This window comes from Burkholderia sp. Ac-20349, from assembly GCF_017104865.1.
In the GTDB taxonomy this organism is placed as follows: domain Bacteria; phylum Pseudomonadota; class Gammaproteobacteria; order Burkholderiales; family Burkholderiaceae; genus Burkholderia; species Burkholderia aenigmatica.
This window is the reverse complement of the sequence record NZ_JAAGPM010000059.1, coordinates 35970-49049: the sequence shown is the minus strand read 5'-3', so window position 1 is coordinate 49049 and position 13080 is coordinate 35970. Positions and strand designations below refer to the sequence as shown.

General features: G+C 67.4%; 9 protein-coding genes and 1 pseudogene. 7 read left to right on the top strand and 3 right to left on the bottom strand.

The window, feature by feature from the left end; translation table 11 throughout:
* The first annotated feature begins 198 nt into the window (after nucleotides 1–198).
* Nucleotides 199–1389 carry a phosphotransferase gene (locus G3N61_RS20240; RefSeq protein ID WP_089453539.1) on the top strand — a complete coding sequence of 397 codons (1191 nt, stop codon included), beginning with the start codon at nucleotides 199–201 and terminating at the stop codon, nucleotides 1387–1389.
* 143 nt (nucleotides 1390–1532) lie between these two features.
* Here G3N61_RS20240 and G3N61_RS20235 read toward each other — a convergent pair whose 3' ends face one another.
* Nucleotides 1533–1982 carry a hypothetical protein gene (locus G3N61_RS20235; protein WP_205823415.1) on the bottom strand — a complete coding sequence of 150 codons (450 nt, stop codon included), beginning with the start codon at nucleotides 1980–1982 and terminating at the stop codon, nucleotides 1533–1535.
* 430 nt (nucleotides 1983–2412) lie between these two features.
* Between G3N61_RS20235 and G3N61_RS20230 the strand changes: the two genes are divergently transcribed.
* The 5 genes and pseudogenes from G3N61_RS20230 (at nucleotide 2413) to G3N61_RS20210 (ending at nucleotide 10693) form a co-directional block, all read left to right on the top strand.
* Nucleotides 2413–3735 (top strand): TolC family protein, encoded by a 1323-nt coding sequence (locus tag G3N61_RS20230; protein WP_205823414.1) that lies wholly within the window; start codon nucleotides 2413–2415, stop codon nucleotides 3733–3735.
* Between the two features lie 34 nt (nucleotides 3736–3769).
* A complete protein-coding gene (locus tag G3N61_RS20225) occupies nucleotides 3770–5245 on the top strand; it encodes an efflux RND transporter periplasmic adaptor subunit (RefSeq protein ID WP_089453536.1) in 1476 nt (491 codons plus the stop codon).
* A gap of 125 nt (nucleotides 5246–5370) precedes the next feature.
* Nucleotides 5371–8502 (top strand): annotated as a pseudogene (locus G3N61_RS20220) (CusA/CzcA family heavy metal efflux RND transporter); the annotation flags it as partial.
* Nucleotides 8503–8582: 80 nt separating this feature from the next.
* On the top strand, nucleotides 8583–9266 hold the full coding sequence (gene irlR / locus G3N61_RS20215) for a heavy metal response regulator transcription factor IrlR (protein WP_089453534.1): 684 nt from the start codon (nucleotides 8583–8585) through the stop codon (nucleotides 9264–9266).
* Nucleotides 9263–10693 (top strand): heavy metal sensor histidine kinase, encoded by a 1431-nt coding sequence (locus G3N61_RS20210; RefSeq protein ID WP_205823412.1) that lies wholly within the window; start codon nucleotides 9263–9265, stop codon nucleotides 10691–10693. Before irlR ends, G3N61_RS20210 begins: the two co-directional genes overlap by 4 nt.
* A gap of 79 nt (nucleotides 10694–10772) precedes the next feature.
* On the opposite strand, the gene G3N61_RS20205 is transcribed toward G3N61_RS20210, so the two are convergent.
* The gene (locus G3N61_RS20205) at nucleotides 10773–11060 is read right to left on the bottom strand and encodes a DUF4148 domain-containing protein (RefSeq protein ID WP_205823411.1); all 288 of its coding nucleotides are present in this window, start codon (nucleotides 11058–11060) and stop codon (nucleotides 10773–10775) included.
* A 141-nt stretch (nucleotides 11061–11201) separates the two neighbouring features.
* Between G3N61_RS20205 and G3N61_RS20200 the strand changes: the two genes are divergently transcribed.
* Complete coding sequence (locus G3N61_RS20200) at nucleotides 11202–11606, top strand: hypothetical protein (RefSeq protein ID WP_241017830.1); 405 nt, start codon at nucleotides 11202–11204, stop codon at nucleotides 11604–11606.
* Between the two features lie 200 nt (nucleotides 11607–11806).
* Here the strand turns inward: G3N61_RS20200 and G3N61_RS20195 are convergent, their stop codons facing one another.
* A complete protein-coding gene (locus G3N61_RS20195; protein WP_205823410.1) occupies nucleotides 11807–12967 on the bottom strand; it encodes a porin in 1161 nt (386 codons plus the stop codon).
* Between the last annotated feature and the right edge of the window lie 113 nt (nucleotides 12968–13080).

Here is a 13080-nt window from a genome sequence, read left to right as displayed (position 1 = left end):
GGGGGGGGGGGGGGGGGGGGGGGGGGGGGGGGGGGGGGGGGGGGGGCGTGGCGGGGCGGGCGCGGGGCGTGTGCGGATGGTGGCGGGCGTGGTCGTGGACCGACAGGGGCGCGCGGCGGCCGGCGGTGCGCTGGCAACGGGCGGCGGTGCGCGCTGAGCCACGCGCCGATCTGAATCAACCACGGAGCAACGTCGTTCATGTCATTCCCACTCGAGCCGGACGGATCCCTGTCGCGTGACGTCGCGCCGCCGCAATTCGGTGTCGACGGCGAGCAGGCCGAACGCGACTGGCCGCTGATGACGCACGACGAAGTGGCGGCGGTGCTCGCACGCATCGACGGCGCCGGCGAGCCGGCGCGGTTGACGTGGCACAGCCCGCGGCAGTTCGCGGCGGCCGTCCTGGTGCAGATGACGGACGGGCGCGGGCTGTTCGTCAAGCGCCATCACGTGAGCCTGCGCGATGTCGCAGGGCTCGAGGAAGAGCATCGCTTCATCGCGCATCTGCGCGAACGCGGGATGCCCGTGGTGGACATTCTCGCGGATCGCGACGGTGCGACCGCGTTCGCGTCAGGCGACTGGACCTACGAGGTACACGTGCGGGCGCCCGGCGTCGACCCGTATCGCGGCGTGATGTCGTGGCAGCCGTTCACGCATCCGTCGCACGCGTACGCGGCCGGACGCGCACTGGCCGAACTGCATCGCGCGTCGGCCGGCTACGATGCGCCAGCGCGGCCCGTGCGCACGCTGCTGTCGAGCTTTCGTGTGCTGTCGTCCCCCGATCTGGCGGGCGCGCTCGAACGCTGGGTCGACGCGCAGCCGCTGCTCGTGCGCGCGCTCGGCGCGCGCGACTGGCGCGGTGATGTGGCCGACGCGATCGGCCCGTATCACGCGCGCCTCGTGCCGCTGCTGCCTGCGTTGCCGCCGCTGTGGACGCACGGTGACTGGCACGCGTCGAACCTGTTGTGGACCGAGGCGGGGCCCGGCGCGCAGGTGCGGACCGTGCTCGATTTCGGGCTGTCGGATCGCACCTGCGCGGTGATGGATCTCGCGCTCGCGATCGAGCGCAATACGGTCGACTGGATGGCGCCGGCTGATGCGCGCCGCGTCGAGTACGCGCAGATCGGCGCGCTGCTCGACGGGTATGAATCGCTCGAACCGCTGGGCGACGAAGCCTATGCGGCGCTGGTCGCGCTGCTGCCGATCGTGCATACGGAGTTCGCGCTGTCGGAAGTCGCTTATTTCGGCTGCATCATCGATGCGCCAGCCATCGTCGACATCGCGTACGACGGCTATCTGATCGGGCACGCGCGCTGGTTCGGCGAACGCGACGGGCGGCAATTGCTTGATTGGCTCGTGCAGCGTCGGCGGGTGAGGCAAGGGGCGGGTTGATTCATGAGAACACCCGGATAGCTGCTATTTCGCTCGAATCATTATCGATTCGAACATCGAAATTTCGCCCGGATAGATTCGATGGGCCGTCGCACGGATGCGCTGGACGTGTGGGGTTCAACGCAAGCGCGGCGGCGTTCATGTCAATGGCCCGTACAGCAGTTGTCGAGGCAGCCGGGGCTCACTTGAACGGTGACCTCACGGGTGTCCGACGTTGACTCGGTTGTGCTATTGGCTGGATAAATTTGCGTTTTTATCTGAAGTGGCGCGTTTATCAGGCCATCGTCTATGACCACCTTCGCCGTCGCGGAAGCACGTTTCGTTGCAAGTTGATCGGGGCCAGTTTCATTTCTTGATGCACTGCCAATGATGTCGATCCAGTTTTGAATTGGATACTTGGCGTTCATTGCTGAGACCCACCGTCCAATTCGCATCCGTTCGGATTTGGAGACTTCGTGACTGTCAAGTGAGAAGGCCACGAAAAATTGCTGTGACGGCAGATTTTGTGATCCCTGGCACTCTGCTGCAGCATATGTGGAAAAAAAGAACGATGTTGCGATGGGTGCGATTAGTGCCGAGATAAAAATTTTCATGCTGATGCCGGCTCCTTACTCTGCAAATAAATCTTCGCCGTAGATCACGAATCCGGTGAGTGTGTCCGCATCATTGGGGCATGGGCCAGCATCGTTACGTTCGTGTTCCCGGAACCTTGAACAGTCGTCTGTTCAAGTAAAGATGTCCATAGAACTGGTTCGAAAATTCGGAATGCAAGTCACGTTTGTGATTTTGACTTGATCGGATCGAATTGTCGGGAGCGATGCGACGAGTCCGATGAATTTTGAGGGCATCGTCGGATCGGCGCGCGGCGCTTGGACGTCGCGTACAGTTGGCCACCAGGGCAGATGTGCACGCTGGCTCGGCGAGTACGGCGCACCCAAGATGACGGAAATATCATCTTCGCCTCATGTTCGCACTGCGGCCGGACCGTAGCATCGGTCGCGAACCGTTACCGCAGAACCGAACATGCTCAAGCTCAACCTCGCCGTGGCCGTCGTCTTCGCGATGGCCGCGACGGCTCATGCGCAGCCGTCGCTGTCGCCGGGGCCGGCGCCGGCTGCCTCCGGCAGCGCCGCGCCGATCGGCGCACCGCCACCCGACACCCTTCCTTCCCCCTCGTTGACGCTTGCCGATGCGCTGTCGGTCGCGGCCCGGAACAATCCGGCGCTGCGCGGCGCGCGCGCGGATGTCGATGCATCGGCCGGCGCGCTGCTGCAGGCCGGTGCGCGCCCCAATCCCGAAGTGTCGTTCCTGCAGGAAGGCTTCCGTCGCGCCGAACGCACGTCGACCGCGCTGATCAACCAGACGATCGAGCTTGGCGGCAAGCGCAGCGCGCGGCTCGACGTCGCGTCGTACGGCCGGGAATCGGCCAATGCGTCGCTCGACGAGCAGGGCGCCGTCGTGCGCGCCGACGTGACCGCCGCGTTCTACGGGCTGCTCGCCGCGCAGCGCCAGCTTCAGGTGACCGAGGAATCGGCCGCGATCGCCGCGCGTTCCGCGGATCTCGCGAACCGCCGTGCGCAGGCCGGCAAGGTGTCGCCGGTCGAGGCGACCAAGGCGCACGTGGCGGCGGCCGGCGTGCAGATCGAAGTCGTGACCGCGCGCGGCCGTGTCGAGGTCGCGCGCGAGAAGCTGAACGCGGTGATGGGCGAAGCGCGCGACGGCCGGCTTGCGGTGCAGGGCGACCTCGAAGCCGTGCCGCCGGTCGAGCCGCTGTCCGCGCTGACCGCGCAGCTCGACGATGCGCCGCTCGCGCGGATCGCGCGCGCCGAGATGCTGCGCTCGAACGCGGCCGTGTCGCTCGAACGCGCGCGGCGCATGCCGGACGTGACGATCAGTGCAGGCGTGAAGCGCGTGACCACGGGCGGCGTGCCGGACAACCAGGCCGTGGTCGGTGTGTCGATCCCGATCCCGCTGTTCAACACGAACAAGGGCGCATTGCTCGAAGCGACACACAAGGCCGAGCGCGCAAATGCCGATCTCGATCGCGAACGCACGCGCCTGCGGCTGGACCTCACGCAGGCGTACACGAATTTCGAAGCCGCCGCGCAGGAAGCGCAGCGCCTGAAGGCCGACATCCTGCCGGCCGCGCGCCTTGCGCTCGACGCGATGTCGCGCGGCTACGAGCTCGGGAAGTTCAGCTTCCTCGACGTGCTCGACGCGCAGCGCACGCTGTTCCAGGGCCAGTCGCAATACGTGCGTGCGCTCGCCGATGCCCATACGGCCCGCGCCGACATCGGCCGGCTCGTCGGTACGCCGCTCTCACCGCTTGCACCGGTCGCGCAATAGCGCAACGGACGCCTCTTTTACCTGAAGGATCACCATGTCACGCAGCAGAATCCTGATCATCGCGGCGGTCGTGCTCGGCAGTGCCGGAATCGTCATCGGCGCACTCGGCGTCACGCGCAACGGCGGCGGCAACGGCGCGTCCGCGTCGGCGGCTGCCGAAGCCGCTTCGTCCGTCGAAGCCGCCGGCGAGCGCGGCGGTGTCGTGCTCAAGCGCGGCAAGCTGTCCGTCGAAATCGTGATGACGGAGAAACCCGGCGATGCGCGCCTCATCGTCTATCCGTTCGTCGATGGCAAGCCGGCCGACAAGGGCGTGACCGTGTCCGGCACGCTGGTCCGCTACGACCGCACGCACGAACCCTTGCGTTTCGACGCGGCCGGCCAGAAGTTCGTGTCCGCGCAGTCGATCGGCAAGCCGCACGTGTTCGACGCGACGATCGACGTGAAGGCGGGCAACGAAGCCGCGTCGTTCCCGTTCGCCCGCGCCGACGGCGCGATCGCGCTGACCGATGCGCAGCTGGCGACCTCGAAGATCGCGCTCGCGAAGGCCGGCCCCGCGCAGATCGCGACACCGTTCCAGTTGCCGGGCGAGATCAAGTTCAACGAGGATCGCACCGCGCACGTGGTGCCGCGCGTGGCCGGCATCGTCGAGCAGGTGTCGGTGTCGCTCGGACAGAACGTCGCGAAGGGGCAGGTGCTGGCCGTGATCGCGAGCACCGATCTTGCCGACCGGCGCAGCGAGCTGCTGACGGCCGAGCGCCGGCTGTCGGGCGCACGCGCGACCTACGAGCGCGAACGCACGCTGTGGCAGGAGCGCATCTCGGCCGAGCAGGACTACCAGCAGGCGCAGGTGCAATTGCGTGAAGCCGAGATCGCCGTGCAGAACGCGCGGCAGAAGCTCGCGGCGCTGAACGCGCCGGTCGGCGCGGGTGCGCTGAACCGCTACGAACTGCGCGCGCCGTTCGCCGGCACGATCGTCGAGAAGCACGCGACGCCGGGCGAAGCGATCGCCGCCGATGCCAGCATGTTCGTGATCTCCGATCTGTCGACGGTGTGGGCCGAGATGGCCGTGCCGGCGCAGCGGTTGAACGACGTGCGGGTCGGCCGCGACGCGACGGTCGTCGCGACCGCGTTCGAATCGCGTTCGAGTGGCCCGATCGCGTACGTGGGTTCGCTGCTCGGCGAACAGACGCGCACCGCGCCGGCGCGTGTCGTGCTGCCGAACCCGGACGGCGTGTGGCGGCCCGGGATGTTCGTGAACGTATCGGTCGACGCGGGCAAGCAGGGCGTGCCGCTCGCGGTCGCAAGCGACGCGCTGCAGGACGTCGACGGCGCACCGTCCGTCTTCGTGCGCTCGCCGAAGGGTTTCGTCGCCCAGGCCGTCGAGACGGGGCGGCGCGACGAACGGGCGACCGAGGTGTTGAAGGGGCTCAAGCCGGGCCAGGAATACGCGGCGTCGAACAGCTTCGTGCTGAAGGCCGAACTCGGCAAGGGGAGTGCGGAACATGAATGAGCGCTACGTGTGTGCCGTTGCACGACTCGCGGCCCGCTATGCGGCCCGCTTTCCGGCCCGCCGCGTGACCGGCCGGGCGGCCCGTCCGTCGACGGTGACCGTGCCCCGTTTCAAGGAATCCCGTCATGTTTGAACGCCTGATCCGCTTTGCGATTGCGCACCGCTGGCTCGTGATGCTGGCGATCGCGGCCGTGGCCGCGCTGGGCGTGTTCAGCTACCAGAAGCTGCCGATCGACGCGGTGCCCGACATCACCAACGTGCAGGTCCAGATCAACACGTCCGCGCCCGGCTATTCGCCGCTCGAAGCCGAGCAGCGCATCACCTATCCGGTCGAAACCGTGATGGCCGGCCTGCCGGGCCTCGAACAGACGCGTTCGATCTCGCGCTACGGGCTGTCGCAGGTCACCGTGATCTTCAAGGACGGCACCGACATCTATTTCGCGCGGCAGCTCGTCAACGAGCGCATCCAGGAGGCGAAGGACAAGCTGCCGGCCGGCATCGCGCCCGCGATGGGGCCGACTTCTACGGGCCTCGGCGAGATCTACCTGTGGACCGTCGAGGCCGACGCGGCCGCGCGCAAGCCCGACGGCACGCGCTATACCGCGGCCGACCTGCGCGAGCTGCAGGACTGGATCGTCAGGCCGCAGCTCCGCAACGTGCGCGGCGTGACCGAGGTGAACTCGATCGGCGGCTACGTGAAGGAATACCGCGTCGCGCCGAACCCGGCGAAGCTGATGTCGTACGGGCTGACGCTCGCCGACGTCGTGCGCGCGCTCGAACGCAACAACGACAACGTCGGCGCCGGCTATATCGAGAAGCGCGGCGAACAGTATCTCGTGCGCGTGCCGGGCCAGGCGCGCACCGTCGACGACATTGCCAACATCGTGCTGACCAACGTCGGTGGCGTGCCGGTGCGGATGAAGGACGTCGGGCTGGTCGACATCGGTCGCGAGCTGCGCACCGGCGCGGCGACGTCGGACGGCGAGGAGGTCGTGCTCGGCACGGTCTTCATGCTGATGGGCGAGAACAGCCGCACGGTCGCGAAGGCCGTCGCCGCGAAGATGGACGACGTGAACCGCACGCTGCCGTCGGGCGTGAAGGCGATTCCCGTGTATGACCGCACGGTGCTCGTCGAGAAGGCCGTCGCGACGGTGAAGAAGAACCTGCTCGAAGGCGCGATCCTCGTGATTGCCGTGCTGTTCCTGTTCCTCGGCAACATGCGCGCCGCGCTGATCACCGCGCTCGTGATCCCGCTGTCGATGCTGATGACCTTCACCGGGATGGTCAACGCGAAAGTGAGCGCGAACCTGATGAGTCTCGGCGCGCTCGACTTCGGGATCATCGTCGACGGCGCGGTGGTGATCGTCGAGAACTGCGTGAGGCGGCTCGCGCATGCGCAGGCCGCTGCCGGCCGGCCGCTCACGCGCGACGAGCGTTTCGCCGAGGTGTTCGGCGCGTCGCAGGAAGCGCGCCGCGCGCTGATCTTCGGGCAACTGATCATCATGGTCGTGTACCTGCCGATCTTTGCGCTGACGGGCGTCGAAGGCAAGATGTTCCACCCGATGGCGATTACCGTCGTGATGGCGCTCGCGGCCGCGATGGTACTGACCGTCACGTTCATTCCGGCGGCTGTCGCGCTGTTCATCGGCGAGCGCGTCGAGGAGAAGGAGAACCGGCTGATGGGCTGGGCGCGGCGCGCGTACGAGCCGGTGCTCGCCGCGTTCATGACGCGCCCGGCGCGCGTGATGATCGGCGCGGGCGCGATCGTGCTCGTCACGCTCGGGCTTGCTACGCGGCTCGGCAGCGAGTTCATCCCGAGCCTCAACGAAGGCGACCTGGCCGTGTCCGCGCTGCGGATTCCCGGCACGAGCCTGTCGCAGTCGGTCGAGATGCAGAAGTCGATCGAGAAGACGCTGAAGGCGCGCTTCCCCGAGATCGACCGCGTGTTCGCGCGCACCGGTACGGCCGAGATCGCGGCCGACCCGATGCCGCCGAACCTGTCGGACGGCTACATCATGCTGAAGCCCGCCAACCAGTGGCCCGACCCGAAGAAGCCGCGCGACCAGCTCGTGCGCGAGATCGAGGCAGCGCTCGCCGAGCTGCCGGGCAACGCCTATGAGTTCTCGCAGCCGATCCAGCTGCGCTTCAACGAACTGATCTCGGGTGTGCGCAGCGACGTCGCCGTGAAGATCTTCGGCGACGACATGGCCTTGTTGAACCAGACCGGCGAGCAGATCGCGGCCGCGTTGCAGAAGGTGCCGGGCGCGTCCGAAGTGAAGGTCGAGCAGACCACCGGCCTGCCGGTGCTGACCGTCAACCTCGATCGCGACAAGCTCGCGCGCTACGGCGTGAGCGTGGCCGACCTGCAGGACTCGGTGGCCGCGGCCGTCGGCGGGCAGAAGGCCGGCACGCTGTTCCAGGGCGATCGCCGCTTCGACATCGTCGTGCGGTTGCCCGACGAGCTGCGCTCGGACATCGAGGCGATCAAGCGGCTGCCGATCGCGCTGCCCGCGCCGGCGGCCGGTGCCAGCGCACCGCTCGCGGCGGCGCCGTATGTGCCGCTCGCGGAGCTCGCGACGATCGACGTCGCGCCGGGCCCGAACCAGATCAGCCGCGAGGACGGCAAGCGGCGGGTGGTCGTCAGCGCGAACGTGCGCGGCCGCGACGTCGGCTCGTTCGTCGCCGATGCGCGCGAGCAATTGCAGCAGGACGTGCGCGTACCGGCCGGCTACTGGGTGTCGTGGGGCGGGCAGTTCGAACAGCTGCAAAGCGCGAGCGAGCGCCTGAAGCTGGTCGTGCCGCTCGCGCTGTTCATGGTGTTCGTGCTGCTGTTCGTGATGTTCAACAATGTGAAGGACGGGCTGCTCGTGTTCACCGGCATTCCGTTCGCGCTGAGCGGCGGCGTGGTGTCGCTGTGGCTGCGCGGGATTCCGCTGTCGATCACGGCGGCGGTCGGCTTCATCGCGCTGTCGGGCGTGGCCGTGCTCAACGGGCTCGTGATGATCTCGTTCATCCGCAACCTGCGCGACGAAGGGATGCCGCTCGAGGCCGCCGTGCGCGACGGCGCGCTCACGCGGCTGCGGCCGGTGCTGATGACCGCGCTCGTCGCGTCGCTCGGCTTCCTGCCGATGGCGTTCGCGACCGGCACCGGCGCCGAGGTGCAGCGCCCGCTCGCGACGGTCGTGATCGGCGGTATCCTGTCGTCCACGGCGCTGACGCTGCTGGTGCTGCCCGTGCTGTACCGCGTGAGCCATGCGGTGTCGTGGCGCGAGGCGTTGCGCGGCGGCTTCGGCTCGGGCGTGCTGCGCCGTCTGGGTTTCTTCAAGGGTAATGCGTGATGCGAATTCTGATTGTCGAAGATGAACCGAAGACGGGCGCGTACCTGCGCAAGGGGCTGACGGAGGCCGGCTATGTCGTCGACTGGGTCGAGGACGGCATCACGGGCCAGCACCAGGCCGAGACGGAGGAGTACGACCTGCTCGTGCTCGACGTGATGCTGCCCGGGCAGGACGGCTGGACGCTGCTGCAGAACCTGCGGCGCAGCAAGTCGACGCCCGTGCTGTTCCTGACCGCGCGCGACGACGTCGGCGATCGCGTGAAGGGGCTCGAACTCGGCGCCGACGACTACCTCGCGAAGCCGTTCGACTTCGTCGAGCTGACCGCGCGCATCAAGTCGATCCTGCGGCGCGGCCAGCCGCGCGATTCGAACACGCTGCGCGTGGCCGACCTCGAGCTCGACCTGACGCGCCGCAAGGCCACGCGGCAGGGCGACACGATCCTGCTGACCGCGAAGGAATTCGCGCTGCTGTGGCTGCTGATGCGTCGCGAGGGCGAGATCCTGCCGCGCGCGACGATCGCGTCGCAGGTGTGGGACATGAACTTCAACAGCGACACGAACGTCGTCGATTCGGCGATCCGGCGCCTGCGCTCGAAGATCGACGACGCGTACGACCCGAAGCTGATCCACACCGTGCGCGGGATGGGCTACGTGCTCGAGGCGCGCGGCGGCAGCACGACATGATCGCGCGCCTGCTGCCGCGCACGCTGCGCGGACGCCTGACCGCGCTGATCATCCTGTCGACGTCGGTGATCCTCGCGTCGAGCGGCGTCGCGCTGTACGAGGCGCTGAGCAATCGCGTCGAAACGACGGCGGCCGAGCAGATGGCCGGGATTTCCGCCGCGCTGGGTGCGCACCTGGCCGAAGCCCGTTCGACGGCCGACGTCGCGCGCAACACCGATATCTGGATCGACCAGCTGCACGGCCATCCGAACATGGATCTCTCGATCTACGATGCCACGGGTACGCGGCTGGTCGGCACGCCCGGTTTCCGCCCGTATGGGCCGCTGATGTCGCTGGATGCGGGGCGCGTGCCGGTCGGCGTCGCGCCACCCGGCGCGCGGCACCAGTATCTGGTGACGAATGTGCCGCTGGCCGGTGGGGGCGCAGGGGGTCCCGTGGTGCGCGTCGTGGTGCAGTACGACCGCAGCGCCGACGTGCTGTTGCTGCGCACGCACGCCTATACGATCGTCGTGATCGAGGTGTTCGGCGTGGTGCTTGCGGCGGCGATCGCGTACGGCATCGCGGCGCTCGGGCTGAGCCCGCTGCGGCGGTTCGCGGCGCGTGCCGAGCAGATGTCGACGAGCCGGCTCGCCCATCCGCTGCCGGCGCTCGACACGGCCGGCGAGCTGAAGGAGCTCGAGCATGCGTTCAACGGCATGCTCGAGCGGCTGAACGAATCGTTCACGCGGCTGAGCCAGTTCTCGTCGAATCTCGCGCACGACATGCGCACGCCGCTCACGAACCTGCAGGCGGCTGCGCAGGTCGTGCTGTCGCAGCCGCGCAGTGCAGACGAATACCGGAACGTGATCGAGTCGAGCATCGACGAATACCAGCGGCTGTCGCGGATGATCGAGGACATGCTGTTTCTGGCGCGCTCGGAACAGGCCGGCACGTCGATCGACGTGCGGCGGCTGGATGCGGCGGAGGAGGCCGGCCGTGTCGCCGGCTACTACGAGCCACTGGCCGAGGATGCGGGCGTGCAGGTGAAGGTCGACGGCCACGCGTGGGTCGATGCCGATCTGACGCTGTACCAGCGCGCACTGAGCAATCTGCTGTCCAACGCGCTGAGGTACGCGCCGCGCGGCAGCGTCGTGACGATCGACTGTGTGGACCAGGGCGGCGCGACGACGATCGCCGTGTCGGATACGGGGCCCGGCATCGCCGCGGAGCATGTCGGGCGGATCTTCGAGCGCTTCTATCGCGTCGATCCGTCGCGGCACAATTCGGCGTCGGGGACGGGGCTTGGCCTTGCGATCGTCCGGTCGATCATGGACAACCACGGCGGCGAATGCGGCGTCGACAGCGACCCGGGCCGGCGCACGACGTTCTGGCTGCGCTTTCCGCGACGGCCGGCCGAGCTGAAACGGCCGGCGGCCATCAGTACCTGACACCGCGGGCGGACCCGCCCGCGCGTTCGCCATGAGGCGGCCGCGCGCGGCGCGCTGCCTGCGGTCGCGTACCCGAGCGTCATTGCTGCGCAGTCAGGTTGTCGTGGTTGTCGGTCTGCGGCTTCCTCTCGCCGCCATGCACCGAAATCCCGTGAAGCTCCTTGTTGCGCGCGACGAGGTCGCCGGTCGGCGGGTACTGCGTCTTGCTCACCGGCACGACGCCGTCGTGCTGCGCCTGCTTCAGTTCATTGACGACCTGCGTGCGGGTCTTGCCCTGCGTTTGCGTCTGCGCGAATGCGGCCTGCGTGGCCATGCCGAGCGACAGCGTGGCGGTGACGAACAGTGCTGCGAGTTTTGCGGTTTTCATCGAGTGCTCTCCTTGATCGGGGCCGCCGGGTGGCGAACCGTGGACCCAGTATGCGAAAGCAGCCGTGCGTGATCGTGATCGCGAGATGAAAAATGTGTCAGATTGCGTGATGCGGAGATGCGTCGACAGGATGCGACCGACATGACGCAAGCGTCATGTTCGCGTCATGGGTGCGATGTGCGGGAAGCGGAACATGAAGTCTGCCGATGGTCGACGTGGCCGACGGCATTCACGCCGTTCGCGACATCGGTATCGAAAGCGGGCGGCCTTGTTCAGACTTTCCTTCCGGACCGAAAAGTGCATCGTCCCGCCATTCGCCTAGCCTTGATCGCAGTCCTGATCGTCCCGTTGTTCGCCGGCTGCGCATCGACACGTTCCGGCACCACGCCAACCGCGCAGACCGCACCGGCCGCCGCAAAGAAGCCGGTGCCGGCCGACCTCATGCCTGGCGAGCAGATCGACTATGCCGGGCATCGCTGCGGCAATCCGAACCTGTATGTGAAAACGCATAACTGCCTGTTTCCACAGCGCAATTCAACGCCCTGATCATCGGGGTGCAACCAAAAAAGAAGCCCGGCACTCGACGTGTCCGGGCCTAACGCGTGACGTGCCGTGCGGCAGCGACCCGCTTGCGTGGTCTGGAACGGGCGCTGCCCGTCACGTCTTCGATCGTAGCGATACGACGCTTCGCGAACCTGATTGGAACATGAAATTTTCGTCACGTGGCGCGCGTATCGCCGCCGCGCTCAGAACCGGTGGCGCAGCCCGAGATTGACGATGCCCTGCGTGCGCGTGCCGCCATAGCCATAGGAACCGATCGACGCCTGCGCCGTTTGCGTGCCGCCGTCGAGCGTGCGTTGCTCGCCGTTCGCGCGTTGCCATGCCCCGACCGCGTAGAGATCGGTGCGCTTCGACAGCACGTAATCGGCGCCGGCCGACACCTGATGGTAGGTCGCGCTCGTATCGCCGCGGGCGCGCGTGTAGCTGTAGCCGACGCCGACGAGCAGGCTGGGCGTTGCCTGGTAGTTGAAGAAACCGCGCGCGGTGTCGTACTTCTGCGTGCTGCGAAACGCGGACATCGCATCGGCCTTGTACAGCGCATTGCTGTAGTCGATGCCGACCGCGAACGGCGCGAAGCTGTAGCGCAACGCGCCGCGCGCGATGCCGATCGATTTCGCCGAGATGTAGCCGCCGTTGACCAGCGAACCGTCGAACGTGCCGTCGGAGGTGCCGTTCCAGCCGGTGCGGATGCCGTTGGCGAGCGACGAACGATTGGCCGCGCAGTAATAGCCGCCAGCCACGTCGACCGGCCCGTTGCTGTACGACAGGCCGGCCGACCAGGTTTGCCCGGCGCCGCTCTTGCCGGCCACGCCGCCGAGTGCGTACATGCCGACGAACTGGAATCCGTTGATCATCGGCGACGTGTATTTCACCGCGTTGTCGGTGCGCGACGACGTGTCGTAGTTGTCGACGTCGCCGGGTGTCGCGTAGACGCTGCCGAAGTAGAAGTCGCCGGTGACCGGCCATGCGACATCCGCGAGCGCGTCGTACTGGCGGCCGAGCGTCAGCGTGCCCCAGCGCGCGCTTTCCAGGCCGACGAATGCCTGCCGGCCGAACATCCGGTTGCCTTGCCCGAGCGCGCCGGTATTCGGATTGAAGCCGTTTTCCAGCGTGAAGATCGCCTTCAGCCCGCCGCCCAAGTCTTCCGCGCCCTTCACGCCGAAGCGATTGCCGAGCAGGTTGCCATTGCCGAGGCCGACGAGATTCTTGCCCTGCGCGTTCGCGTTCCATACATAAGTCAGCGACGTATCGAACAGGCCGTATAGCGTGACTTCCGACGCATGTGCCGCGTGAGTGGCCGCGAGCAGCGCACCCGACATCATGGCGAGCCGAACTGGAGTTTTCATGGTGTGCCCCTGGAGTTCAAGATGATCGTTTTGTGCATCGCTCAATTCCGGCGCCGCGTGCTTGTCCGGCGGGCGGGAAATATCGCGATCGCGTTGCCGATTCTGGAAAGCGG